The organism is Pseudomonas sp. B8(2017), assembly GCF_002113575.1.
GTDB lineage: Bacteria > Pseudomonadota > Gammaproteobacteria > Pseudomonadales > Pseudomonadaceae > Aquipseudomonas > Aquipseudomonas putida_Z.
The window spans coordinates 52,308-75,591 of record NZ_NEIO01000007.1 but is presented as its reverse complement, the minus strand read 5'-3'; the positions used below and the strand labels follow the sequence as shown (position 1 = coordinate 75,591).

The following is a 23,284-nucleotide window of genomic DNA, read 5'->3' as shown; positions in this document are numbered from 1 at the left end:
CTGTCAGGACCACGCCACTTTCTGCTGGAAACAGCTCAGCGGTTGTTCACGAAAGGCCAGGTAATGGCGCAGCACCTGCACCGGCGCTTCGGTATGCGGGTAATGCCCGATGCCCTGCAACTGCACGGTGTCCGGCTCCGGCACCAGTTGCCGGTAGCGCTCCACCATGTGCGCGCCGGACAGCGGGTCGACCACGCCATTGATCAAGCGCAGCGGCACGCCTTCGTGCTGCATCGCGCCAACCCAGCGGTCGCGGTGCAACCTGCGCTCCGGCATGTAACACACCAGCTTGTGCAGGATGCGCGTGCCACGGTTGGCGGCGATCAGGCTCCAGAAGTCATCCAGCGCGCTTTCACTTGGGTGGGTGCAAGGGCCGTAGACCTGAGTCACGTTGCGCACCAGGTCGTCACGCCCGAACGAGCGCCCTACCAGCCAGCCCAGCCGGCTGAGCAACAGCTTCTGGATCAGCAGCATGCGGCAGCTTTCGGGGAACAGCCCGCTGTTGAGGAACACACAACTGGCGATGTTGGCGCGCTGTTCATGATGCCGTGCCAGCAGTTCCTGGGCCACACTGCCGCCGTAGTCATGGGCCAGCAGATGCACCGGCTGGTCGACTTGCAGTTCGGCGAGCAAGGCCTGCTGCAGGTCGGCCTGCTCCATCAGGCTGTACACGTGATCGACCGGTTTGGCCGAATCGCCAAAGCCAAGCATGTCGCAGGCGATCACCCGGAAGCGCTGGGCCAAAGGCCCCCACAGGTAGTGCCAATCCCAGCTGGCGGTGGGGAAGCCGTGCAACAGAAGCAGGGGCTCTCCTTGCCCTGCGGTCCAGTAGCGGATGCTCTGGCCCCGGAAGCTGAAACTCTGTCCCCGGGTACGCCAGACGCACAATGGAATTTCGGCCATGGGCATCAGAACGGTCCCGGTGAAGTGGTGTTGGTGGAATAGAGCAAGGCTGCGGTCATTGCATGTCACCTCGGCACTTACATGTGCTCTCTATGTCGAGGCAGAGTCTAGCCAGCAGCCCATCGGCTGGAACTTGCGTTGCCAGCCAGCTTGATGACTTGGCGAGTCAGTGGCACGAACGGTCAGAGCAGCATGGCCAGCAGCGGTGCCGCGAACAGGTTCAACAACCCGGTCAGGACCATGACTAGGCCGGCCACCGAGCCTTCCTCGCGGCCCACCTCCTGTGCCCGGCTGACCCCGGCACCATGCGCACCGACGCCGAACAGCGCGCCCCGCGCCAGCGGCGTGCGCAACGGCAACCAACGCAGCAGCACGCCGCCGAACATGGCGCCCAGCACGCCGGTGAACATCACGAACACCGCCGTCAGCTCCGGTACGCCACCCAGGTCATGGGCCAATGGCATGGCAAAGGGCGTGGTGATCGAACGCGGCACCAGCGACAGGCTGGTCGCGCTGTCCAGCGCCAACATATGAGCCAACCCCCAGGAACTGGCGATCGAAGCGCTGCTGCCGGCGACCATTCCCACCATCAGTGCCGGCCAGTGGCGCGCCAGCATGGCCCGTTGCTGCCAGATCGGCACCGCGAAGGCCACGGTCACCGGGCCAAGCACGCTCATCAGCCAGTGGGTGTTGCGGGCGTATTCGGCATAGGCGGTGTGCAGCGGCACGGCCACCGCCAGCAACAGTACCGGCACCAGGATCAGCGGCGACAGCAGGTAGCGCCCGCTGCGCCGGTACAGCCAGCGGCTGCCTAGATACGCCAGCAAGGTCAGGGCCAGCCAGAACAGCGGCATGGGTTCAAGGCTCATGGCGCAAGCTCCAGCGGCACACCAGTTCCACGGTCAAGGCGGTCACCACCATTACCATCAGGGTGCTCACGGCGATCACCAGCAGGATGCGCCAGCCCTCGTCACGAATCAGGGCGCCGTAATCGAGCAGGCTCATCAGCGCCGGGATGAAGAACAACAACATCTCCGCCATCAACCAGCCGGCGCCGAGTTGCAGCATGGCCGGCTTGAGCACACCCGAGGCGAACAGCAACAGCAGCAATGCCAGGCCCATCACACCGCCAGGAATCGGCCAGCCCAGCCAGGTGGCAAGCTGGCCACCGAACAGGAACAAGGCACAGAGGATCGCCAGCTCGACGAGCAGGCGCAGGGCTTTTTTCAAAAACGCGGGTTTCATGGGGGGGTCCTCGACAGGCCCTCATTTTAAGATTTGGCTGCCTAGGCCAGAAGCGAATTGTTAGACTGAACGCCATTCCAGAATGGAATTGCGATCATGGAATTCAAACAGCTGCGCAGCTTTATCGAAGTGGTCCACCGCGGCGGCTTTACCCAGGCGGCGCAGACCCTGCACATCAGCCAGTCAGCGGTGAGCAAACAGGTGGCCCAGCTGGAGCAAGATGTGGGCCAGCCGCTGCTGGAGCGCCAGGCCTCGCAGCTGCACCTGACCGCTGCCGGGCGCATCGTGCTGGAGCGTGGCGAAGCCTTGCTGCGCCAGCGTCAGGCACTGCTCAGCGAACTGGACGACCTCAGCCAGATGGGCCGCGGTGAACTGCGCCTGGGCTTGCCGATGCTGGGCAGCGACGCGCTGTTCGCCGGGTTGTTCGCCGAGTATCGGCGGCGTCACCCGAACATCGCGGTCCAGTTGCTCGAAGGCGGCAGCCGCAGCATCGAACAGGCAGTCAAGAGTGGCGAACTGGAACTGGGTGGCAGCCTGACGCCCAGTGACGAGGCGTTCGACTACCAGCCGTTCTGCAACGAACCACTGGATGCCCTGTTGCCTGCCGGCCACGAGCTGGCGGGCCAGGACGGGGTGGACCTGCACCAGCTGGCTGATACGCCGTTCCTGCTGTACCAGCGCAGTTTCGTGCTCAATGACCGGTTGCTGAAGGCGTGCCAGCAGCAAGGTTTTACCCCCAAGGAAGGCGGGCGCAGTGGCCAGGCGGACTTCCTCGCGGCGCTGGCGGCGGCGGGCCAGGGCGTGGTGCTGCTGCCCCGTGTGGTGGCGAAAGCACTGGAGCGCCCCGGTGTGGTGCGCTTGCCGCTGCGCTCGCCGGGGGATTTGCGTTGGGATATCGCGTTCATCTGGCGGCGCGGGGCGTATCTGTCACGGGCGGCGCAGGCGTGGTTGGCGTTGGTGAGCGAGTGGCCGGTGCTCGGCAGCAAGGGCGGGGGAAATACCTCAGGCTTTCAGTGCTTGAACAAGCTCAGCCAACCAAGGCTCTGCATCCGCCTCCGGAGTCACCGTCTCGCTGGCATCCAGGCGCAGCATCGGCTGCACTTCGCGCACGCCCAGTTCGGCAAACAGTTCGCGCATCTGCTCGCCACCACCGCAATAGGTATCGCCATAACTGCTGTCACCCAGCGCAATCACCGCACCCGGCAGGCCACGCCAGGCCGCAGGCAGGGTATCGCGAATGCTGCTGTACAACGGCATGAGGTTGTCCGGCAGTTCGCCCATGCCAGTGGTCGAGGTCACGGCCAGCAAGGCGTCGGGGGCGAAACCTTCAAGGTCCTGCAAGGTGGCGCGCGCCGCATGCCAGGCCTCCAGGCCCGCAGCCTTGAGCAGCGAGTGAGCGTGACGGGCGACTTCTTCGGCGGTGCCGTAGACCGATCCGGAAATAATGGCGACTTTCATCGGGTAGAGGATTCCGAAACTGAGTGAAAACGTAGGATACTAGCATCCGGCGCTGGCAAAAGGCCGCCTCTACCAAAGTCACCCTCCTCAGCCCTGCTTCGCACCCTTGTTTATTCAATGGCCCGAACATGATCAACGCGCAACTACTGCAATCCATGGTCGATGCGTCCAATGACGGCATCGTGGTCGCCGAACAGGAAGGCGACGACACCATCCTCATCTACGTGAACGCGGCCTTCGAACGCCTGACCGGTTACAGCCGTGACGAAATCCTCTACCAGGATTGCCGCTTCCTGCAGGCCGACGACCGCGACCAGCTTGGCCGCGCCCGCATCCGCAAGGCCCTGGCCGAAGGCCGACCGTGCCGCGAAGTGCTGCGCAACTACCGCAAGGATGGCAGCGCTTTCTGGAACGAACTGTCGATCACCCCGGTAAGGCGCGACGACGAACAGCGCACCTACTTCATCGGTATCCAGAAAGACGTCACTCGCCAGGTCGAACTGGAGCGGGAACTGGCGCAACTGCGCGTTCGTCCGAAACCCGACGAACGCACCTGAACCAAGTACGCCGCGCACGGTCAATCCCGTTGAAGAAATCGCCATCGAGTTCGATCATGCAAGCAGAAGCGCTCCTGACCCAGGACGAGCTGGATTTCATACAGAACATGCAGCATTCGCCGCAGTTGAACCTGGCCGACCCCATGTCGAGCCTGTTGGTCAATGGCGACCGCCGCATTCAGAGCTTGCTCACCCGCTTGGTGGCCAACGAGCAGGTAACCCTGCAGGCCCAGTTCAACAACCAGCAGATCAGCTTCCCGCTGCAACTGGTGGAAGACGAGTTCCATGCCCTGCACCTGCAACTGGGCTCACCGGAAATCTACGAGGACGGGCCCATGCTGCGCCCCTGGCGCCTGTCGATGGAGCAGCCGAGCGCGCTGCTCGATGCCCATGGGCAGGAAAGCGGCCTGTGGGTTCGCGATATTTCGTTCAAGGGTACATTGCTGGAAGTCCGTGGCCTGCCAGCGGCACCAGCCCGCTTCGAACTGCGCTTCGCCCCTGGCGGCATCCCCCCCATCGAACTGCATGGCGTGTTGGGCCGGCGTATCGGCCCGGACCTGGCCGCCTATGACCTCAGCCAAAGCCCGGCCGAAGAGATCGAACGCCTGCGCGACTACATCCTCCAGGCCCATCGCCGGGCCCACCCCGAGCTACACACTCAGGTATCGAACTGACCGGCCAGAAACTGCCGCAAACGCTGGCGCATCACGCTACCCTGCGCGCCCAGGCAGGCGATCGGGCTGCCAGCCAGGCTGTCCTGTGCCAGTTCCGCCGCTTCACCCGCCAGTAACAACGGGCATTCCAGCCCTGCCACCAGGCGCGTCAGGCGCCGGGTGAGTTCTGCCGTGGGCGGCTGGTGGGAGAACAGCACCAGGGCATCCGGCTTCAGGCGCTCGCAGACCAGTGCCAGTTCTGCCAGCGGCTGCCCGCTCGCCAGTGGCGTCACGCCAAATTCATCACTGCCCAGGATCAGGCTGGTCACCAGCAACTCCAGTTCGTGGCACTGCCCCGGCAACGGCGCCAGCAGCACCATGCGGCTGCGCGGTGCACGGGCAAGTTGCAAGCGGGCCAACACCCGGCCACGCAGGAACTGATCGAGGAACAGCCATTCGCTGGCCTGCCCGTAGCCGCCCTGCCCGACCGCCAGGTCATGCCACACCGGCATGAACACTTCGCTGAATACCTGGTCCAGGGTGCAGGCGGCAAACACTTCGTCGAACAGGCGGTCCAGGCCGGCCAGGTCAAAACGTTGCAGCGCCTGGCGAATCTGCTGCTGCCAGCGCACCCAGGCGCCCGTCGCGCCACCTGCCTGCCCGGCTAGGGCATGGTCGCGGGCGAGGATGCTGGCGACCTTGCTTACCGCCACGCCGCGCTCCAACCAGCCAAGGATGCGGCGGATGTCATCGATGTCGGCCTGGGAATACAGGCGGTGACCACTGTCGGTGCGGGTTGGCTGGATCAGGCCATGGCGGCGCTCCCAGGCGCGCAAGGTCACGGCGTTGACACCGGTCAGGCGGGAAACCTCACGGATCGGAAACAGGTCCTGCTGCGCGAGGCTCGCATCGATTACTGGGTTCAGTCCCTGTTCGTTCATCTGCAAGGGGTACCCTGTGTGCCCAAGTTGAACACCTAGTCTACTACGGCAACCGTTTGCCGGCTGACAGTTGCCGAAGATCGCACATGGGCGATAATCCGCGCCCGATTCTTGCATGCACGCCTGCGTCGCCCACCACCCCGGGCCACACAGCCAAAGGGGCCGGCTACCCGCCAGCCCCGTTGCCAGGAGATACACGATGTCTACCCCACCCGTCACCCTGATGGTGTCGCGCCGCGCCGCCCATGGCCGCTACCAGGACCTGCTGGCCTGGCTGCATGAAGGCGAACAGCTGGCCACCGACTTCCCCGGCTACCTTGGCTCGGGCATCCTGGCGCCACCCCGCGACAGCGACGAATTCCAGATCATTTTCCGTTTCAGCGACGAGCCGACCCTGCATGCCTGGGAGCATTCCGCCTCGCGACGGGCCTGGTTGCAGCGCGGCAACGGCTTGTTCGAACGCCCCAAAGAGGCGCGCGTAAGCGGCATCGACGACTGGTTTGGCACCAATATGGTGCAAAAACCACCACGTTGGAAGCAGGCCGTGGCCATCTGGCTGGCCTTCTTCCCCGTCTCGCTGGTGTTCAACCTGGTGTTCGGCCACTGGCTGGCAGCACTGGACCTGGTGCCCCGGGTACTGCTCAGCACCCTGGGCCTGACGCCGGTGATGGTCTACCTGTTCATCCCCCTTTCCACCCGCCTGCTGGCCGGCTGGCTGCATGCATCCCCGGCCCCTGCTGGCGCCCTGCGCAGCCGCTGAGGCCAGGCCGTACACGCGGTAGACAGTTCGGGTATGCTGGGCGGCAACCAAAGGACAGACAAGTTGACCGCCCCGAACATGAACAGCCCCATTCTCGTTACCGGAGCCAGCCAGCGCGTCGGGCTGGCCCTGGCCCTTGAACTGGCACAGGCCGGCCATACGGTGGTCAGTGCCAGCCGCAGCGTCCAGCCACAGGCGGCCCACCCGAACATCGTGCAGTTCCAGGCCGACCTTTGCCAGGCGGCCGACCGCCAGGCCCTGATCGACTATCTGCACAACCATTACGACGGCCTGCGCGCGATCATCCACAACGCCTCGCTGTGGCTCGACGATGGCCTCGACAACCTCGAGACCATGTTCCGCCTGCACGTCGAAGCGCCCTACCACCTCAACCTGGCCCTGGGCGACCTGCTGGCCAAGGTGGAAAAGGCCGACATCATCCACATTTGCGACGAAACCTCTTCACGCGGCAGCAAAAGCCACATCGGCTACGCCGCGACCAAGGCCGCGTTGCAGAACATGGTGCTGTCGTTCGCCGAAAAATATGCGCCCAAGGTGCATGTGAACGGTATCCTGCCGGGGCTGCTGATCCTCAAGGAAGGGGGTGACGAAACCTACCGCCAGCAGACCCTGAAAAAGGCCCTGCTGGAGTTCGAACCCGGCGCCGGCCCGCTGATCGAGACGGTCAAGTACCTGCTCGCCAGCCAGTACAGCACCGGCAGCCAGGTGGTCATCAACGGTGGCCGCCACCTGAAGAACCGCATGACCTGAGAGAAGCCCATGACCCCACAGCAACAGCTCGAACTCGAGGCCGCCGCGTTCCGGCGCCTGGTCGAACACCTGCAGAAGCGCACCGACGTGCAGAACATCGACCTGATGAACCTGTCCGGCTTCTGCCGCAACTGCCTGTCCAAGTGGTACAAGGCCGCGGCTGACGAGCGCCAGCTCGACCTGAGCCTGGATGACGCCCGCGAAGCGGTGTACGGCATGCCTTACGCCGAGTGGAAAGCCCAATACCAGAAAGAAGCCAGCGCCGACCAACAAGCGGCGTTCGAAAAAGGAAAACCCCGTGACTGACCTGAACACCCTGCGCGCCAGCCTGGCCAGCGGCCAACACGTGTTTGCCGACACCCTGGCGTTCATTGCCGACAACTACAGCTACCAGCCACAGGCCTTCGACAATGGCGGCGTGGCGAATGCGGCCGGGCAGAACGAAGGTTCGTGCAAGACCCTGGGCCTGGCGCTGCTGGAAGGGCTGAGCGACCAGGAAGCGCTGCTGGCCTTTGGCGAGCACTACCGTGACGTGGTGGCCACGCCGGAGGGCAGCGACCATGGCAATATCCGTGCGCTGATCAAGCATGGGCTGGCGGGCGTCAAGTTTGCCGAGCTGCCGCTTGCACGCAAGGCTTGAGATTTTGGGGCCGCTCCGCGGCCCTTTCGCCGGCAAGCCAGCTCCCACAGGTACCCCGCTGCCTTCAAACTGATCATCCCCCTGTGGGAGCTGGCTTGCCGGCGATGAGGCCGGTGCAGACAGCATCAACCCATGATCCTTCCTGGGACCTCACCCGCCAACCCACCCTGTTGCAACCACTGCAAGGCCAGCGGCCACAAACTTTCGCGAAAGCGGTCATGGAAGAATGCGAAATGGCCAATTTCATCGACCGAGATATCCACAGGCGCAATGCGCAGGTGCTGGCGCTCGGCGCCCTGCAGATAACCCAGCAAACGCTCGGTCGCCGCCACGGTACCAAAGGGGTCATCGGTCAGGCTGATGGCCAGCGTCGCCGCCCGCACCTGGGCGAACGGTAGTGCCTCCAGTGCACGCCCGCTGGGTCGGTGCTCATAGCGTGGGGTACGGGTGGTCCAGTCGTGCACCACGCCGGATGGCGTGTCCTCCAGCCAACCCAGGCGCTTGCCGGGAAAGTAACCGAACACCCGGGTGAGCAGCGGCATTACCACATGCCACTTGCCGAACAGTTGCCAACGCTGGTCAGCCGCGTAATCGCGCCAATAGGCGAATTGCGCACCAACCATCACCACCCGGCGAACCTTGCTCGCCGAAGGTGCCAGCCCCACTGCGCAGCCGCCAAAACTGTGCCCCACCACGTCCACCGGCTGGCCGGGGAAATGTTCTGCGGCATGCACCAGCATGGCTTCGAAATCCAGCCGGCCCCAGTCGCTCCAGGATGCCTGGAAGCCGCGCAGCGAGGCCGGGCGGGATTCGCCGATGCCACGGTAGTCGTAGGTCAGCACATCGCAGCCCTGGGCGAACAGGTAGTCGGCGAAACGCGAGTAGTAGCGGCAGCGTACCGAGGTGGCAGCGTTGATGATCACCAGCGGGCGCTGGGGGTCAGGTCGGGCGTGGCGCCAGCGGAAGCCGCCGAGGCTGTAGCCGTCGGCTGCGGTGTGGCGAAAGGCAGTGGCGGGTTGGGTGAGGCTGCTCATGGCACATTCCCTGTTGTTGTGCGCCAAAGCTAGCAAAAAAATCCTGGGCTGTACCGGCCTCTTCGCGGGCTTGCCCGCTCCCACAGGTTCCCCACTGCCCTCAGGCGTAGTGAGATCCCTGTGGGAGCGGGCAAGCCCGCGAAAGGGCCGGTACAGGCCGACAGCGATTACAGCTCGACGCAGTCGAACTTCACATCGGTAGCCACGTCTTCGTCGTAGTTGACGTCAGCGCGCTCGAAGCCGAACAGGTTGAGGAACTGCTTCTTGTAGCCGGCATAGTCGGTCAGCTCGAACAGGTTCTCGGTGGTCACCTGCGGCCACAGCGCCTTGCAGGCGTCCTGTACGTCATCACGCAGTTCCCAGTCGTCCAGGCGCAGGCGACCCTTCTCGTCGACCTCGGCCGGCGCGCCGTCGGCACGGTACATGCGGTCGCGGTACATGCGGTCCAGCTGGTCCTGGGTGCCTTCGTGAACACCCTTCTCCTGCATGATCTTGAACACCATGGACAGGTACAGCGGCATCACCGGGATGGCCGAGCTGGCCTGGGTAACCACCGACTTCAGCACCGCCACGTTGGCGCCGCCCTTCACTTCACCGGCCAGTTTCTTGTCCAGGCGCAGGGCGGTTTCGTCCAGATCCTGCTTGGCCTGGCCCAGCGCACCGTGCCAGTAGATCGGCCAGGTGATGTCGCTGCCGATGTAGCTGAAGGCCACGGTGCGGGCGCCTTCGGCCAGCACGTTGGCGCCAGCCAGGGCGTCGATCCACAGCTGCCAGTCCTGGCCACCCATGACGGTGACGGTGTCGGCGATTTCCTGCTCGGTAGCCGGCTCGATGCTGGCCTCGATGATGGTGTCCTTGTTGGTGTCGATGGCGGTCGACTTGTACGGCTGGCCGATCGGCTTCAGGGCCGAACGCACCAGTTCACCGGTCTGCGGCAGCTTGCGCACTGGCGAGGCCAGCGAGTAGATGACCAGGTCGACCTTGCCGCCCATTTCGTTCTTGATCAGTTCGATGACCTTGGCACGGGCTTCGTCGGAGAAAGCGTCACCATTGATCGACTTGCTGTACAGGCCTTCGGCCTTGGCGAACTTGTCGAAGGCTGCAGCGTTGTACCAGCCAGCGGTGCCGGCCTTGGTCTCGGTGCCTGGCTTTTCGAAGAACACGCCCAGGGTGTCGGCCTTGAAGCCGAACGCCGCGGTGATGCGGGCTGCCAGGCCGTAGCCGCTGGAAGCACCGATGACCAGGACCTTCTTCGGGCCATCCTCGCGCACGCCCAGCTTGCGGGTGGCTTCGATCTGGTCACGGACGTTGAGCTCGCAGCCCTTCGGGTGAGTCGTGGTGCAGATGAAACCGCGGACCTTAGGATGAATGATGGCCAATGTCTGTACCTCGTCAGGTTTATGCCGGGGGAAGCGCCGCCATGGGCGATTCCGGTTGATCAGAGGGTGAGACTACCCCCGCAGGTTATCCGACACATATTACGGGGTGATCTTGGGGATGCAAAACGGTGGATTACCTGTACCGGCCCTATCGCCGGCAAGCCAGCTCCCACAAAGACGGCGCAAAACTTGAGCCCTGTGAGGGACCTGTGGGAGCTGGCTTGCCGGCGACAGAGCCAGTGCAGGCAACATCAATCTGACAAGAGAGCCCCTTTCAGCCATTCCAGGAACTGCCGGGCCAGCGGATCATCCTGGCTGTCCCGATGCACCAGGCAAGCCCACGCCGGCCCACGCACGCGCTGCGCCGACAAAGCCTGCAAACGCCCCTCCTCCACCGCCCGCCGCGCCAGCAACTGGCTGACCAGGGCCACCCCCAACCCCTCGCTCGCCGCATCCAGCAGCAGCCCGGGGTCGGAAAAGTTCAGCCCCTTGCCCTGCTGCCCCACATCCTCGCCACCCTCCAGCTGCCAGTGGCTCCAGTCCATCTCGCGCTCGCCATGCAAGGTGGTGCGCCGCGACATCGGCGTTTGCAGCAACGCCGGGTGGCAGGCCGGGTACAGCTGGTCCTGGTGCAGCACGTTGAAGCTGCACTCGGCCTGGGCACTGAGGTCGTCGCGGATGGCCAGGTCGATGGTCTCGGTCGCCATGTCCGGCACTTCGAAACTGGTGAACAGCCACAAGTCGACATCCGGGCAGCGCTGGTGAAAGTCGGCCAGCCGCGGCAACAGCCAGTGCCTGGCAAAGGCCGGGCTGGTGTTGACCACCAGTTGGTTGGGCTTGCGGTACTGGTCGAGCCGGCGAATGCCCACCGCCAGGTGCTGCAGCAGCGACTGCGTGGTGCTGAGCAGGTCGTGCCCGGCGTCGGTCAGGCTCACGCTGCGGCCACTGCGGTGGAACAGCGGCTGCTCCAGGTAGGTTTCCAGGCTGCGAATCTGCTGGCTGATGGCCGACTGGGTCAGGTTCAGCGCTTCGGCGGCCTTGTGGAAGCTGCCCAGCCGCGCAGCGGCTTCGAAGCCGCGCAGGGCATTCAGGGGTGGCCAGTGTTTGAGCATGATTGATAAGCCCTGCTGATCAGATGTGCGCTAAATCTATCGTTTGTCGCAGGCCAAGCCTAGCCATAGCATGGACATCAACACCCGCGACGGCGGGCTTCGTTGATAAAAATCCTTAATTGATCGGAGTTCACTATGCACCTGTCTCTCGACAGCGGCTGGCGCATGCCCGCCGAATGGGCCCGCCACGCTGCCACCTGGATGGTCTGGCCACACAACCAGGCCCTGTGGGAAAGCGGCTGGCACGTGCGCTTGGCCGACGTACAGCAGGACTACGCCCGGGTCGCGGCAGCCATCGCCCGTTTCGAGCCGGTGAAGATGGTGGTCGACCCTTCGGCCTTGCAGAGCGCACGTGCCCTCTGCGGCGCCAATATCGAACTGGTCGAAATGGCCGTGGACGACAGCTGGTGCCGGGACAGCGGCCCTGGCTTCGTCTGCCACCCACAGCATGGCCTGGCCGGCCTGAGCTGGCGCTTCAACGCCTGGGGAGACAAGTCGCAGCACGGCCAGGACCGCAGCCTCGGCCGGCGCATCCTCGACCACTTGGGCCTGGATGGCTTCAGCACGGCGCTGTGCAACGAAGGCGGGGCGATTCATGTGGACGGCGAAGGCACCCTGATCACCACCGAGTCGGTGCTGCTCAACCCCAACCGCAACCCTGGCGTGAGCAAGGCCGAGTTCGAGGCCTGCTTCGCCCGCTACCTGGGCATCCGCAAGACCATCTGGCTACCGGGCGACCCACAATACATCACCGGCGACATGACCGACGGCCACGTCGACGGTGTATGCGCCTTCGCCCGCCCCGGCGTGCTGCTGGTCGACGCCACCCATGACCAGCATTCGGTGTACGCCGAAGTCGTGCGGGAAAACCGCCGCGCACTGGAACTGGCCACCGACGCGCAAGGCCGGCACTTCGAGCTGCTCGACCTGTATGAAGCCAGCGCCGCCGTCGACCAGGACGCCGAGGTATTCTGCGCCTCGTACACCAACTTCTACATCGCCAACGGCGCGATCATCATGCCGGCCTATGGCATCGCCGCCGATCTGGAAGCCGCCGCGCAACTGGCCCACGCCTTCCCGGGCCGGGAGATCGTACCGGTGCGCATCGACCACATCGCCCATGGCGGTGGCGGCATTCATTGCATCACCCAGCAACAACCCGAGGTGCAGCCATGAGTCTGCTACGCATCGCCACCACCCAGATGCCATGCAGCTGGGACCTGCCTGGCAACCTCGACCGCGCCGAACAGCTGGTTCGCCAGGCTGCCGCCAAGGGGGCCCAGGTGATCCTGCTGCAGGAGCTGTTCGCCACCCCGTACTTCTGCATCGAACAGGACCACCAGCACCAGGCCCTCGCCCAGCCCTACCCCGCCAGCCCGATCCTGCAGCGCTTCGCCGCACTGGCCGGCGAGCTGGGCGTGGTGCTGCCGCTGAGCTGGTACGAGCGCGCCGGCAATGCCTTCTTCAACTCGTTGACCGTGGCCGATGCCGATGGCCGCCTGCTTGGCGTCTACCGCAAGACCCACATCCCCAACGCCATTGGCTACCAGGAGAAGGAATACTTCAGCCCCGGCGATACCGGCTTCAAGGTCTGGGACACCGCCTTCGGCCGCCTGGGCATCGGCATCTGCTGGGACCAGTGGTTCCCCGAGACCGCCCGCTGCCTGGCACTGATGGGCGCCGAAGTGCTGCTGTTCCCCACCGCCATCGGCTCCGAGCCCGGCTGTGCCGAACTGGACTCGCGCGACCACTGGCAGGTGGCCATGCGCGGCCACGCCGCCGCCAACCTGTTGCCGGTGGTGGCGGCCAATCGCGTGGGCGAAGAAGTCGCAGCCAGCGACGCATCGTTGGCCATGCGCTTCTATGGCTCGTCGTTCATCTGCGACCACAAGGGCGCCATGCTCGCCGAAGCCGACCGCGACAGCAGTGGCATCTGGCTGCACGACCTGGATCTGGCCGGCATGCGGGAAGACCGCCTGAGCTGGGGCATCTACCGCGATCGCCGCCCGGAGATGTACGCACCGCTGCTGACCCTGGACGGCACCCACCCACACACCCTGAGGGCATGAGCATGAAACGCCACGTTCTGGCCGCCTTGGCGCTGGCCGTCTGCGCCTGCCAGGCTCAGGCCGAGCAGCCCGTGCTGCGCCTGTACAACTGGGCCGACTATTTTGCCGAGGACACTCTCAAGCAGTTCACGGCCGAAACCGGCATCCAGGTGATCTACGACGTGATGGACGGCAGCGAAGTGCTCGAGGCCAAGCTGATGTCCGGGCGCAGTGGCTACGACCTGGTCTTCCCCGGTGATACCGTCGCCGAGCGCCTGATGCGCGCCGGCAGCCTGCAGCCACTGGACCACAGCCGCCTGGAGGCCCTGAACGACATCGAGCCCGGGCTGCGTCAGCTGCACGCCCGGTACCCCAAGGCCAGCCAGGCGACCGTACCCTACACCTGGGGCACCATCGGCCTGACGGTGAATGCCGACAAAGTCCGCCAGCGCATGCCCGATGCACCGCTGGACAACCTCGACCTGCTGTTCAAGCCGGAGCTGGCAGCCAAATTCGCCGACTGCGGTATTTCAGTCATCGATTCACCCGACGAAGTGCTGGCAGTGGTCCTCAACTACCTGGGCCGCGAGCCACGCAGTGCCAAGCGCGAAGACCTGGCCGCAGCCAGCGAACTGCTCAAGGCGATTCGCCCGTACGTGCGCAAGTTCCAGTCGCAACCAGTGACCGAACTGGTCAACGAGAACCTGTGCCTGTCACTGGGCTACAGTGGCGACGTGATCCAGGCGCAGCGTACCGCCGACGCCGCGGGCAAGCATCTCGACTTCCAGTACCGCGTACCGCGCCAAGGCACCACGGTGTGGATGGATACCATGGCCATCCCGGCCGATGCCAAGCACCCGGAATACGCCTATCGTTTCATCAACTTCGTCATGCGCCCGGCGAACATGGCGGCCATCAGCAACTTCACCGGTTACCCTACCGCCAGCGCCAAGGCACGCCAGGCAGTGGACCCGCGCATGCGCGACAACCCTGATATCTACCTCGACCAAGCCACCTATGCCCGGCTGATCCCGGGCCGCGATATCCCACAGGCCGACATGCGTGCACGCATGCGCGTGTGGACCCGCTTCAAGACTGCACAGGACTGAGCCATGCCAAGCCGTAGAACCTTCCTGCAACTTTCGCTGGCCGCCGGCCTCGGTGCCAGCCTCGGCCTGCCGCTGGGCCTGGCCCGCGCCGAAGAACCGGGGCGCTGGTTCATGCCGGACGAAGGCGAGCCGCAGCAACGCGCATTCATCGCCTTTGGCGCCCAGGATGCGATCTGGGAGGACTTCACCGCCGATGTGCAGGCCGCCCTCGGTCGCATCGCCCAGGCCATCGCGCGCTATCAGCCAGTGACGGTGTTCTGCCGGGCCAGCGAGCGCGAGCTGGCCGAGCAGCACTGTGCCAGCCAGCGCACAAGTTTCGTCGAGTGCGAGCTGGACGACATCTGGATGCGCGACATCGGCGCCAACTTCGTCGTCGATGATGACGGAGCCCTGGCGGCGGTGGACTTCAACTTCAATGGCTGGGGCAACAAGCAACGTCACCGCAACGATGCCCAACTGGCCAGGCGCGTGACCACGCTGGCCGGTGCCCGCTACCAGCGCAGCGACCTGGTGGGTGAAGGCGGCGCCATAGAGGTGGACGGCCACGGCACGGGCATCATGACCGAGAGCAGCTGGGTCAACGCCAACCGCAACAAGGGCTGGAGCAAGGCCGAGATCGAGGCGGAGCTCAAGGAGCGCCTGGGGCTGAGCAAGATCATCTGGCTACCGGGCATCGCCGGCCAGGACATCACCGACGGGCACGTGGACTTCTATGCCCGCTTCGTCAGGCCGGGGGTGGTGATTGCCAACCTGGATAACGACCCGGACTCGTATGACTACGCCGTGACGCGCAAGCACCTGGATATCCTCAAGCGGGCCACCGATGCCGAGGGCCGCAGATTGCAGGTGCACGTCGTGTCGCCGCCGCTGCACGGGCGGCGCAACAGGTTCAGCAAAGGCAATGATGACTTTGCCGCTGGGTACATCAACTACTTCGTGATCAATGGCGCGATCATTGCGCCACAGTTTGGCGATGGGGCGGCGGACGAGAAAGCGCGGGGGCTGCTGGCGGCGTTGTATCCGGGGCGGGATATCGTGCAGCTGGATATCGATGCCATTGCTGCGGGGGGCGGGGGGATTCACTGTGTGACCCATCAGTGCCCGGCGGTGTAGCAGGTGTTGCCTGTGCTGGCCTCTTCGCGGGCTTGCCCGCTCCCACAGGCACTCCACAAGACTCAAGATTTGTGCAGTTCCTGTGGGAGCGGGCAAGCCCGCGAAGAGGCCGCCACAGTCAATCGCGGTGCCGACGGCGCCCCGTGATCATCGACCACGGCAGGTTTTCCCGCATGCGCACGCTCTCGTAGATGGCCGCCAGCACATGCACGCAAACCAGCACCAGCAGCGCGTTGGCCAGCCAGCTGTGCAGGTCCATCGGCCAGTCGACACCAAACAGCGCGTCCACCTCCTGCGACGCCCACCCGGTAAGGCCCAGGCCGGCGATGCAGGTCAACATCAGCACCATCACCAGGGCGCCAATCGGCGAATGCCCCATGTGATGGTCAAGCTCCCCATGCAGCAGCGCCCGGGCATGGCGGACCAGGCTTGCCGGGGTTGGCCAGAAGTCGGCCCAACGCGCGCTGCGTGGCCCGACAAAGCCCCAGATCACACGCACCACCACAACGGCCAGTGCGTAGTAACCCAGCCACTGGTGCCAGTCTTCACCTTCTTCGTTGAAGAAGTAGTTGGCGAAGAACACCACGGCGATCGACCAGTGGCACAGCCGCAGTAGGGGGTCCCACAGCTGTACCGTGCCGTCGCTGTTCAATCGTGGTACTCGGTCTTGACTGCCTTGCCCGTCACTGGGTCATGGTAGATCTCGACCTTCTTGCCATCCTTGTCGAAACCGTAGATCTCGTAGCAGTTACCCTTGGTGACCTTGAACTTGTTGATCTTGTAGCCCTGCTCCTTGAGCTGCGCCTGGAATTTTTCCTGATCCTGCCAGGTGCTTTTGTCAGCGGTGGTGCATTCGGTGGCCGCGAATGCGGTGCTGCTGGCGATCAAGAGGGTCATGGCGATCAATGTACGCATGGGCATGAACTCCATTCAGATGAGTGTAAAAACGCATCCCTCAGCATAGTTCTGCAGGCCGCTTTACGCTCATTCATTTGCTTTACACATCAATCGCAAAGAAAAACAAACTTAACAAATGAGCCAAAGCCACTGATGCTTGAGGCATCACGCCCATCGCACGGAGAACAACAACATGAACGACGTGGTCATCGTCGCCGCAACCCGTACCGCCATCGGCAGCTTCCAGGGCGCCTTGGCCACTGTGCCCGCAGTAGACCTCGGTGCCGCCGTGATCAAGCGCCTGCTGGAACAGACCGGGCTGGCCCCGGCGCAGGTCGACGAAGTCATCCTCGGCCAGGTGCTTACCGCCGGTGCCGGGCAGAACCCGGCACGCCAGGCCGCGATCAAGGCCGGCCTGCCCTTCAGCGTACCGGCAATGACCCTGAACAAGGTCTGCGGCTCGGGCCTGAAGGCACTGCACCTGGCCGCTCAGGCCATCCGCTGCGGTGACGCCGAGGTAGTCATCGCCGGCGGCCAGGAGAACATGAGCCTTGCCCCCTACGTGATGCCGTCGGCCCGCACCGGCCAGCGCATGGGCCATGGCCAGCTGATCGACAGCATGATCACCGACGGCCTGTGGGATGCCTTCAACGACTACCACATGGGTATCACTGCCGAAAACCTGGTGGACCAGTACGGCCTCAGCCGTGAGCAACAGGATGCCTTTGCCGCCGAGTCGCAGCGCAAGGCGGTAGCGGCGATGGAGGCCGGCCGCTTCGATGATGAAATCACCCCGATCGTGCTGCCGCAGAAAAAGGGAGAACCCAAGGTGTTCGCGCGGGACGAGCAGCCACGCCCGGATACCACCGCCGAATCCCTGGGCAAACTGCGCCCGGCGTTCAAGAAGGATGGCAGCGTCACCGCCGGCAACGCCTCGAGCCTGAATGACGGCGCCGCCGCCGTGCTGTTGATGAGCGCCGCCAAGGCCAAGACCCTGGGCCTGCCGGTGCTGGCCAGGATCGCGGCTTATGCCAGTGCCGGTGTAGACCCGGCGATCATGGGCATCGGCCCGGTTTCGGCCACCCAGCGCTGCCTGGACAAGGCCGGCTGGCAATTGGCCGAGCTGGACCTGATCGAAGCCAACGAAGCCTTTGCCGCGCAGGCGCTGGCCGTGGGCAAGGCGCTGGAATGGGATGCCGCGCGGGTCAACGTGAATGGCGGGGCGATTGCCCTTGGCCACCCGATTGGTGCGTCCGGGTGCCGGGTGCTGGTGACCCTGCTGCACGAGATGATCAAGCGGGACGCCAGGAAAGGCCTGGCAACCCTGTGCATTGGTGGCGGGCAAGGCGTGGCCTTGGCAATCGAGCGTTGATCTCGGACTGATTCAAGCAGGCCCGGCCTCTTCGCGGGCTTGCCCGCTCCCACAGGGACCCCACTGGATTCAGTATCATTGGGGTCCCTGTGGGAGCGGGCAAGCCCGCGAAGAGGCCGGTAAAGGCAGCGAAAAATCAGGCAGTGGCACGCAGCTCGCGGGCAGCTGCGACCATGTTCACCAGCGCTGCCTCGGTCTCCGGCCAGCCACGGGTCTTCAGCCCGCAATCCGGGTTGACCCACAGGCGCTCGGCCGGGATACGCCGGGCGGCCTTGCGCAGCAGCTTGACCATTTCCTCACGGGTCGGCACCCGTGGCGAATGAATGTCATATACACCCGGGCCGATCTCGTTGGGGTAGGCGAACCGCTCGAACGCCGCCAGCAGCTCCATGTCGGACCGCGAGGTCTCGATGGTGATCACGTCGGCATCCATCGCCGCGATCGACTCGATCACGTCGTTGAACTCGCTGTAGCACATGTGGGTGTGGATCTGGGTTTCGTCACGCACCCCCGAGGCACACAGCCGGAAGGCCTCGGTGGCCCACTCCAGGTAATGGGCCCAGGCGCCGTGGCGCAGCGGCAGGCCTTCACGGAAGGCCGCTTCGTCGATCTGCACGATCCTGATACCCGCCGCTTCCAGGTCGACCACTTCGTCGCGGATCGCCAGCGCCAGTTGGCGCGCCTGCACTTCGCGGCTCACGTCTTCACGCGGGAACGACCACATCAGCATGGTCACCGGGCCGGTCAGCATGCCCTTCATCACCTTGCTGGTCAGGCCCTGAGCGTACTTTATCCATTCCACGGTCATGGCCTTCGGCCGGCTCAGGTCGCCAACGATCACCGCAGGCTTCACGCAGCGCGAACCATAGCTCTGCACCCAGCCGAAGCGGGTGAACACATAGCCATCGATCTGCTCGGCGAAGTACTCGACCATGTCGTTGCGCTCGGCCTCGCCGTGCACCAGCACATCCAGGCCCAGGTCCTCCTGGATTTTCACCGCATGGCGGATCTCGCTGTGCATGGCCTCGACGTAATCGGCCTCGGTCAGCTTGCCCTGCCTGTAGGCCTGGCGTGCCAGGCGAATCGCCGAGGTCTGCGGGAACGAACCGATGGTGGTGGTCGGGAACGCCGGCAGGTCGAGCCCCGCACGCTGCTTGGCGATACGTTGGGCAAACGCCGACTGACGCTGGCTGTCAGCGGGCTCGATGGCCGCCAGGCGGGCCTGCACGGCCGGCTTGTGAATACGCGGCGAAGCGGCGCGGCTGGCCTGCACGGCCTGGCTCTGGGCCAATGCGGCGGCCACGTCGTCGGCTTGTGGGGCATTGATGGCCTTGGCCAGCAGCGCCACTTCCTGGCACTTCTGCACGGCGAAGGCCAGCCAGCTGTGCAGTTCGGCATCGAGCTGGTCTTCACGGTCCAGGTCCACCGGGCTGTGCAGCAGCGAGCAGGACGGCGCCACCCACAGCCGCTCACCCAGGCGCTCATGGGCATGGCGCAGTACCTCCAGCGCCTTTTCCAGGTCGCAGCGCCAGACGTTGCGGCCGTTGACCAGGCCCAGCGACAGCACCTTGTAGGCCGGCAGGCGGTCGAGGATGGTCGGGTACTGCTCGGGCGCACGTACCAGGTCGATGTGCAGGCCATCGACCGGCAGGTTGGCGGCCAGGCCCAGGTTGTCTTCCAGGCCGCCGAAGTAGGTGGCGATCAGCTTCTTCAGTGGCGCCCGCTGAAGGATGTTGTAGACCCGCTCGTAGGCATTCTTCCAGTCCTGAGGCAGGTCCAGGGCCAGGATCGGCTCGTCGATCTGCACCCATTCCACGCCTTGGGCAGCCAGGCGGTTGAGGATCTGGTCATACAGCGGCAGCAGGCGGTCGAGCAGCTCCAGCTTGTCGAAATCGCCACCCTTGGCCTTGCCCAGCCACAGGTAGGTCAGCGGGCCGATGACCACCGGCTTGACCGCGTGGCCCAGGGCCTGGGCTTCTGCCACTTCTTCGAACAGCTGCTCCCAGCTGAGGGCGAACTGCTGGTCGGCGGTGAATTCGGGGACCAGGTAGTGGTAGTTGGTGTCGAACCACTTGGTCATTTCCTGAGCGTGCGCGCCGCCGCAGCAGCTGTCACCCACAGCGCCACGGGCCATGGCGAACAGGGTCTGCAGGGTGGGCCTGGCAGTGTCGTGGCTGCGAAAGCGCTGCGGGATCACGCCGAAGGTCAGCGAGTGGGTCAGCACCTGGTCGTACCAGGCGAAGTCGCCGACCGGCAGCAGTTCGATGCCGGCGTCTTTCTGCACCTGCCAGTGGCGGGCACGCAGCTCGCGGCCGACGGCGCGCAGGCCGGCTTCGTCGAGTTCACCCTTCCAGAAGGCTTCCTGGGCCTTTTTCAGCTCGCGGTCGCGGCCGATACGTGGAAAGCCCAGGTTGTGTGCCAGTGCCATGTCTTGTCCCTCAGCATGCATAAATGAATGAGGGGGATTTTCCGGGCGCTGGCATCTTGAGACAAACTCATTAAATTTAAGATGAACTCAAGGTTTTCTCATGTTCGTGAATTTGTTCTGTCTGTATTGGCCCCTTCGCGGGCATGCCCGCTCCCACAGGATTCCCACATGCTTCAAGGTTCATGCATTACCTGTGGGAGCGGGCGCGCCCGCGAAGAGGCCGGCACAGGCAAACCCGGATGTCTCATTCAGAGCACCACCCTGCGCATCCGGACATGACCCCACCCGCCTTCTGCCGCACAATGCCACCCTGACCAAACCAGGTACCCGGCCCCATGAGCCTGCTGAAAACCGCGCTGCGCGAAAACACCTTCGTCTGCGTCATGGAGTTCGTTCCCAAGCCCTCCGCCGAACGCTTCGCCGCCATGGACGCGATCCTGGCCCGTGCGCACCTGTGCGGCTGGCCGATGACCGTGGCCATCGGCGACCGCGTCGGCAGCCCGCTGGACATGTCGCCACTGGACGCCCTCGCCTCGTTCAGCAACCGGGTACCCGCCCTGCCGCACTTCTCCGGCAAGGACCGCGAACGCCACCACCTGCTCGCCCAACTGCAACGCATGGATGCCGCCGGCCTCGACCAGCTGTTGCTGCTCACCGGCGACCGCCTGGCGGGCCACCAGCCCGGCCAGCGCCCGGTACGCTACCTGGAATCGGTCGCAGCCCTGCAGATCGCCCGCCATGCCTGCCCGCACTGGCTGCTTGGCGCGGCGCTCAACCCGTTCAAGTACTGCGAGGAAGAAGGCGGCGCCCAATACTTCAAGGCCGAGAAAAAACTGGCGGCGGGCGCCGACTTCCTCACCCTGCAACTGGGTTTCGATGCCGGCAAACACCAGGAAGCCATGCACTGGATGAGCCGCCAGGTCGCGCCCAGGCCGATGCTGGCCTGCCTGATGAGCCTCACCCACGGGCGTGCGACGATGCTCGAGCACGTGGCCGGCGTGACCGTCACGCCGTCCATGCGCGACATGCTGGAAGCGGAAGCGGCGCAGTCCAAGGCCTTTGCCCAGGCACGCAGCGTCGACCGCCTGGCCTTGCAGATCATCGGCGTGAAGCTGATGGGCTACGCCGGCGTGCATCTGTCGGGGGTTCACGAACTCAAGCAACTGCTGGCCCTGGAGGCACGCATCGAGCACTGGCAGGCGCAAATCCACACACTGGAACAATGGGCGCCGGCCTGGCAGGCCAGCTGGCAGATGCCCGGCCTGCCGGCAGTCAGCTTCCATCCGCCGCAGGCAAGCTGGCGCCAGGGCGAGTCACGGGTCGATGCCTCGTTCAAGGAGAAAGCACGCTATCACCTGATGCACGGCATGCATTCGCTGCTGTTCAGCCGCCGCAATAGCCTGAGCAAGGCATTTGGCTGGGCCGTGCGCCAACCGATGTGGGCTACCCGCCTTGGCGCGCAGGTGCTGCACAAGGTGGAGCACGCGGTGAAGCACCCGCTGGTAGGCTGCGACACCTGCGGCCGCTGCCGCCTGGAAGACACCCTGTACATCTGCCCGGAAACCTGCCCCAAGGGCCTGGCCAACGGCCCCTGCGGCGGCACCGCGCTGAACCGCTGCGAGTTCGGCGACCGTGAGTGCATCCACAGCGTCAAGTACCGCACCGCCAAGGCGGTGCGGCAGACGGCGCTGCTGACCGAGCGCCTGATCCCGTGCATCGAGCTCGAGACACGCCACCGCAGCTCATGGCCGCAGTGGTTCCAGGCCCAGACGCCGCGTCAGCTCAGCCCGCAGCCAGCGCCTCGAACCCAGCCCGAATCGTAGCTTCGGGCAGTTCGTCTGCAATGAACACCATCACGCTCTCGCGGGTTTCCCCCTCGGCCCATTCGGCGTCCCAGTCGAAGCCATAGAGCTTGAGCACACCCTGGAACACCAGCTTGCGCGCTTCACCGGCAATGTTCAGCACGCCCTTGTAGCGCAGCAGCTGCTTGCCGTGGGTTTCCAGCAGTTCGTTCATGAAATCGCTGAGGCGGTCGATATCCAGCGCGCTTTCCGTGCGCAGCACCAAGGTGGAGATCCGGTCCGGGGTAGCGGGCTTGAGCAGCGGGCGTAGCGCTGGCTTCAGGTTCGCGCCCAGATCGGGGTTGAGGTTGAAACCACGCACATCCAGCAGCTCGGCCAGGTCGATGCGACCATGCTCGACCACGCGGATCGCCGCCCGGCCATTGATGCGGGCCAGGCGCTCGCGCAGGGCCTCGACCGCAGCGGGCTCGACCAGGTCGGTCTTGCTCAGCAGCAGGCGATCGGCAAAGCCGACCTGGGCCTGTGCGATGGTCTGGGTCAGGTGCAGCTCGGCGTGGGCGGCATCGACCAGGGTGATGATGCCGTCAAGGATGTAGCGCTCACGCAGCTCTTCGTCGATGAAGAAGGTTTGGGCCACCGGCGCCGGGTCGGCCAGGCCGGTGCATTCGATTACCAGGCGGTCGAAGGCGATCTCGCCGGCATCCAGGCGTTCGAGCAGCAGGTACAAGGCGCGGGTCAGGTCGCCGTGGATGCTGCAGCACACGCAGCCATTGGCCAGGGTCATCACCTGCACCGGCTCGTCGCCCAGCAGCTGGCTGTCGATGCCGGCCTCGCTGAATTCGTTTTCGATCACGGCGATTTTCAGGCCGTGCTCGGCCTTGAGCATGTGCTTGAGCAAGGTGGTCTTGCCGGCACCGAGGAAGCCAGTGAGTACGGTTACGGGAATAGGCGTCTGCACGCAGAACATCTCCTGTGCGGAAAAAACACTGGCCTCATCGCCGGCAAGCCAGCTCCCACAGGTACCGCACAGACCTTGAGGCCTGTGGAGTACCTGTGGGAGCC

The 23,284-nt window shown here is 64.7% G+C and carries 24 protein-coding genes and 1 pseudogene; 13 read left to right on the top strand and 12 right to left on the bottom strand.

The window, feature by feature from the left end:
• Nucleotides 1-3: 3 nt before the first annotated feature.
• The 3 genes from CAG22_RS13020 to CAG22_RS13010 form a co-directional block, all read right to left on the bottom strand.
• Nucleotides 4-909: an alpha/beta fold hydrolase gene (locus CAG22_RS13020; protein WP_085692209.1), complete on the bottom strand. Its 906-nt coding sequence runs from the start codon at nucleotides 907-909 to the stop codon at nucleotides 4-6.
• A gap of 176 nt (nucleotides 910-1,085) precedes the next feature.
• Nucleotides 1,086-1,772 carry an LrgB family protein gene (locus CAG22_RS13015; RefSeq protein ID WP_024087732.1) on the bottom strand — a complete coding sequence of 229 codons (687 nt, stop codon included), beginning with the start codon at nucleotides 1,770-1,772 and terminating at the stop codon, nucleotides 1,086-1,088.
• Nucleotides 1,762-2,148 (bottom strand): CidA/LrgA family protein, encoded by a 387-nt coding sequence (locus tag CAG22_RS13010; protein WP_085692210.1) that lies wholly within the window; start codon nucleotides 2,146-2,148, stop codon nucleotides 1,762-1,764. The genes CAG22_RS13015 and CAG22_RS13010 overlap by 11 nt, the downstream gene beginning before the upstream one ends.
• A gap of 96 nt (nucleotides 2,149-2,244) precedes the next feature.
• On the opposite strand from CAG22_RS13010, the pseudogene CAG22_RS13005 reads away from it, so the two are divergent.
• Nucleotides 2,245-3,114, top strand: a pseudogene (locus tag CAG22_RS13005) (LysR family transcriptional regulator); the annotation flags it as partial.
• 36 nt (nucleotides 3,115-3,150) lie between these two features.
• Here CAG22_RS13005 and CAG22_RS13000 read toward each other — a convergent pair.
• Nucleotides 3,151-3,606 carry a flavodoxin gene (locus CAG22_RS13000; RefSeq protein WP_085705611.1) on the bottom strand — a complete coding sequence of 152 codons (456 nt, stop codon included), beginning with the start codon at nucleotides 3,604-3,606 and terminating at the stop codon, nucleotides 3,151-3,153.
• A gap of 128 nt (nucleotides 3,607-3,734) precedes the next feature.
• Between CAG22_RS13000 and CAG22_RS12995 the strand changes: the two genes are divergently transcribed.
• Both CAG22_RS12995 and CAG22_RS12990 read left to right on the top strand, forming a co-directional pair.
• Entirely contained in the window at nucleotides 3,735-4,163 is a 429-nt protein-coding gene (locus CAG22_RS12995; RefSeq protein ID WP_085664444.1) for a PAS domain S-box protein, read from the top strand.
• A 56-nt stretch (nucleotides 4,164-4,219) separates the two neighbouring features.
• Nucleotides 4,220-4,837, top strand: coding sequence for a hypothetical protein (locus CAG22_RS12990; RefSeq protein WP_025340622.1), 618 nt, complete (start codon nucleotides 4,220-4,222; stop codon nucleotides 4,835-4,837).
• On the opposite strand, the gene CAG22_RS12985 is transcribed toward CAG22_RS12990, so the two are convergent.
• A complete protein-coding gene (locus CAG22_RS12985) occupies nucleotides 4,822-5,757 on the bottom strand; it encodes a MerR family transcriptional regulator (RefSeq protein ID WP_085705578.1) in 936 nt (311 codons plus the stop codon). The genes CAG22_RS12990 and CAG22_RS12985 overlap by 16 nt on opposite strands.
• Nucleotides 5,758-5,956: 199 nt before the next feature.
• Between CAG22_RS12985 and CAG22_RS12980 the strand changes: the two genes are divergently transcribed.
• Genes CAG22_RS12980 through CAG22_RS12965 form a run of 4 tightly spaced genes read left to right on the top strand, consistent with a single transcriptional unit; the run spans nucleotide 5,957 to nucleotide 7,928 of the window.
• Nucleotides 5,957-6,517 (top strand): hypothetical protein, encoded by a 561-nt coding sequence (locus CAG22_RS12980; RefSeq protein ID WP_015271784.1) that lies wholly within the window; start codon nucleotides 5,957-5,959, stop codon nucleotides 6,515-6,517.
• Between the two features lie 33 nt (nucleotides 6,518-6,550).
• On the top strand, nucleotides 6,551-7,288 hold the full coding sequence (gene folM / locus CAG22_RS12975; protein WP_046616343.1) for a dihydromonapterin reductase: 738 nt from the start codon (nucleotides 6,551-6,553) through the stop codon (nucleotides 7,286-7,288).
• A gap of 9 nt (nucleotides 7,289-7,297) precedes the next feature.
• The gene (locus CAG22_RS12970; RefSeq protein WP_003260708.1) at nucleotides 7,298-7,594 is read left to right on the top strand and encodes a DUF1244 domain-containing protein; all 297 of its coding nucleotides are present in this window, start codon (nucleotides 7,298-7,300) and stop codon (nucleotides 7,592-7,594) included.
• Nucleotides 7,587-7,928 (top strand): HopJ type III effector protein, encoded by a 342-nt coding sequence (locus CAG22_RS12965; protein WP_003260709.1) that lies wholly within the window; start codon nucleotides 7,587-7,589, stop codon nucleotides 7,926-7,928. Before CAG22_RS12970 ends, CAG22_RS12965 begins: the two co-directional genes overlap by 8 nt.
• Nucleotides 7,929-8,053: 125 nt before the next feature.
• On the opposite strand, the gene CAG22_RS12960 is transcribed toward CAG22_RS12965, so the two are convergent.
• The 3 genes from CAG22_RS12960 to CAG22_RS12950 form a co-directional block, all read right to left on the bottom strand.
• Nucleotides 8,054-8,962, bottom strand: a complete 909-nt coding sequence (locus CAG22_RS12960; protein WP_085593028.1) for an alpha/beta fold hydrolase — start codon at nucleotides 8,960-8,962, stop codon at nucleotides 8,054-8,056.
• A gap of 167 nt (nucleotides 8,963-9,129) precedes the next feature.
• Nucleotides 9,130-10,341 (bottom strand): enoyl-ACP reductase FabV, encoded by a 1,212-nt coding sequence (fabV, locus tag CAG22_RS12955; RefSeq protein ID WP_075046363.1) that lies wholly within the window; start codon nucleotides 10,339-10,341, stop codon nucleotides 9,130-9,132.
• Nucleotides 10,342-10,592: 251 nt separating this feature from the next.
• A complete protein-coding gene (locus CAG22_RS12950; RefSeq protein WP_025340627.1) occupies nucleotides 10,593-11,453 on the bottom strand; it encodes a LysR substrate-binding domain-containing protein in 861 nt (286 codons plus the stop codon).
• A 135-nt stretch (nucleotides 11,454-11,588) separates the two neighbouring features.
• Between CAG22_RS12950 and CAG22_RS12945 the strand changes: the two genes are divergently transcribed.
• Genes CAG22_RS12945 through CAG22_RS12930 form a run of 4 tightly spaced genes read left to right on the top strand, consistent with a single transcriptional unit; the run spans nucleotide 11,589 to nucleotide 15,723 of the window.
• Complete coding sequence (locus CAG22_RS12945) at nucleotides 11,589-12,629, top strand: agmatine/peptidylarginine deiminase (protein WP_085692215.1); 1,041 nt, start codon at nucleotides 11,589-11,591, stop codon at nucleotides 12,627-12,629.
• A complete protein-coding gene (gene aguB / locus CAG22_RS12940; protein ID WP_025340629.1) occupies nucleotides 12,626-13,522 on the top strand; it encodes an N-carbamoylputrescine amidase in 897 nt (298 codons plus the stop codon). The genes CAG22_RS12945 and aguB overlap by 4 nt, the downstream gene beginning before the upstream one ends.
• A gap of 2 nt (nucleotides 13,523-13,524) precedes the next feature.
• Nucleotides 13,525-14,610, top strand: a complete 1,086-nt coding sequence (locus CAG22_RS12935; RefSeq protein WP_139833451.1) for an extracellular solute-binding protein — start codon at nucleotides 13,525-13,527, stop codon at nucleotides 14,608-14,610.
• A 3-nt stretch (nucleotides 14,611-14,613) separates the two neighbouring features.
• A complete protein-coding gene (locus CAG22_RS12930) occupies nucleotides 14,614-15,723 on the top strand; it encodes an agmatine/peptidylarginine deiminase (protein WP_075046367.1) in 1,110 nt (369 codons plus the stop codon).
• Between the two features lie 118 nt (nucleotides 15,724-15,841).
• Here the strand turns inward: CAG22_RS12930 and CAG22_RS12925 are convergent, their stop codons facing one another.
• Together CAG22_RS12925 and CAG22_RS12920 are read right to left on the bottom strand one after the other, a co-directional pair.
• Entirely contained in the window at nucleotides 15,842-16,375 is a 534-nt protein-coding gene (locus CAG22_RS12925) for a cytochrome b/b6 domain-containing protein (protein WP_085705577.1), read from the bottom strand.
• Nucleotides 16,372-16,638 (bottom strand): PepSY domain-containing protein, encoded by a 267-nt coding sequence (locus tag CAG22_RS12920; protein ID WP_025340633.1) that lies wholly within the window; start codon nucleotides 16,636-16,638, stop codon nucleotides 16,372-16,374. Before CAG22_RS12920 ends, CAG22_RS12925 begins: the two co-directional genes overlap by 4 nt.
• Nucleotides 16,639-16,813: 175 nt before the next feature.
• Between CAG22_RS12920 and CAG22_RS12915 the strand changes: the two genes are divergently transcribed.
• Nucleotides 16,814-17,992: an acetyl-CoA C-acetyltransferase gene (locus CAG22_RS12915; protein WP_085593020.1), complete on the top strand. Its 1,179-nt coding sequence runs from the start codon at nucleotides 16,814-16,816 to the stop codon at nucleotides 17,990-17,992.
• Nucleotides 17,993-18,128: 136 nt separating this feature from the next.
• On the opposite strand, the gene metE is transcribed toward CAG22_RS12915, so the two are convergent.
• Entirely contained in the window at nucleotides 18,129-20,420 is a 2,292-nt protein-coding gene (gene metE / locus CAG22_RS12910) for a 5-methyltetrahydropteroyltriglutamate--homocysteine S-methyltransferase (protein ID WP_085593018.1), read from the bottom strand.
• A 335-nt stretch (nucleotides 20,421-20,755) separates the two neighbouring features.
• Between metE and CAG22_RS12905 the strand changes: the two genes are divergently transcribed.
• The gene (locus tag CAG22_RS12905; protein WP_085705576.1) at nucleotides 20,756-22,243 is read left to right on the top strand and encodes a methylenetetrahydrofolate reductase C-terminal domain-containing protein; all 1,488 of its coding nucleotides are present in this window, start codon (nucleotides 20,756-20,758) and stop codon (nucleotides 22,241-22,243) included.
• Here the strand turns inward: CAG22_RS12905 and yjiA are convergent.
• On the bottom strand, nucleotides 22,203-23,180 hold the full coding sequence (gene yjiA, locus CAG22_RS12900) for a GTPase (RefSeq protein WP_015271793.1): 978 nt from the start codon (nucleotides 23,178-23,180) through the stop codon (nucleotides 22,203-22,205). The two genes, CAG22_RS12905 and yjiA, sit on opposite strands and share 41 nt — an antisense overlap.
• Nucleotides 23,181-23,284: the final 104 nt, after the last annotated feature.

Bases quoted from the DNA above. Each gene is read 5' to 3' on its own strand.
- CAG22_RS13020 (WP_085692209.1), bottom strand. From the start codon at position 909: ATGCCCATGGCCGAAATTCCATTGTGCGTCTGGCGTACCCGGGGACAG.
- CAG22_RS13015 (WP_024087732.1), bottom strand. From the start codon at position 1,772: ATGAGCCTTGAACCCATGCCGCTGTTCTGGCTGGCCCTGACCTTGCTG.
- CAG22_RS13010 (WP_085692210.1), bottom strand. From the start codon at position 2,148: ATGAAACCCGCGTTTTTGAAAAAAGCCCTGCGCCTGCTCGTCGAGCTG.
- CAG22_RS13000 (WP_085705611.1), bottom strand. From the start codon at position 3,606: ATGAAAGTCGCCATTATTTCCGGATCGGTCTACGGCACCGCCGAAGAA.
- CAG22_RS12995 (WP_085664444.1), top strand. From the start codon at position 3,735: ATGATCAACGCGCAACTACTGCAATCCATGGTCGATGCGTCCAATGAC.
- CAG22_RS12990 (WP_025340622.1), top strand. From the start codon at position 4,220: ATGCAAGCAGAAGCGCTCCTGACCCAGGACGAGCTGGATTTCATACAG.
- CAG22_RS12985 (WP_085705578.1), bottom strand. From the start codon at position 5,757: ATGAACGAACAGGGACTGAACCCAGTAATCGATGCGAGCCTCGCGCAG.
- CAG22_RS12980 (WP_015271784.1), top strand. From the start codon at position 5,957: ATGTCTACCCCACCCGTCACCCTGATGGTGTCGCGCCGCGCCGCCCAT.
- folM (WP_046616343.1), top strand. From the start codon at position 6,551: ATGCTGGGCGGCAACCAAAGGACAGACAAGTTGACCGCCCCGAACATG.
- CAG22_RS12970 (WP_003260708.1), top strand. From the start codon at position 7,298: ATGACCCCACAGCAACAGCTCGAACTCGAGGCCGCCGCGTTCCGGCGC.
- CAG22_RS12960 (WP_085593028.1), bottom strand. From the start codon at position 8,962: ATGAGCAGCCTCACCCAACCCGCCACTGCCTTTCGCCACACCGCAGCC.
- CAG22_RS12950 (WP_025340627.1), bottom strand. From the start codon at position 11,453: ATGCTCAAACACTGGCCACCCCTGAATGCCCTGCGCGGCTTCGAAGCC.
- CAG22_RS12945 (WP_085692215.1), top strand. From the start codon at position 11,589: ATGCACCTGTCTCTCGACAGCGGCTGGCGCATGCCCGCCGAATGGGCC.
- aguB (WP_025340629.1), top strand. From the start codon at position 12,626: ATGAGTCTGCTACGCATCGCCACCACCCAGATGCCATGCAGCTGGGAC.
- CAG22_RS12935 (WP_139833451.1), top strand. From the start codon at position 13,525: ATGAAACGCCACGTTCTGGCCGCCTTGGCGCTGGCCGTCTGCGCCTGC.
- CAG22_RS12930 (WP_075046367.1), top strand. From the start codon at position 14,614: ATGCCAAGCCGTAGAACCTTCCTGCAACTTTCGCTGGCCGCCGGCCTC.
- CAG22_RS12920 (WP_025340633.1), bottom strand. From the start codon at position 16,638: ATGCGTACATTGATCGCCATGACCCTCTTGATCGCCAGCAGCACCGCA.
- CAG22_RS12915 (WP_085593020.1), top strand. From the start codon at position 16,814: ATGAACGACGTGGTCATCGTCGCCGCAACCCGTACCGCCATCGGCAGC.
- metE (WP_085593018.1), bottom strand. From the start codon at position 20,420: ATGGCACTGGCACACAACCTGGGCTTTCCACGTATCGGCCGCGACCGC.
- CAG22_RS12905 (WP_085705576.1), top strand. From the start codon at position 20,756: ATGAGCCTGCTGAAAACCGCGCTGCGCGAAAACACCTTCGTCTGCGTC.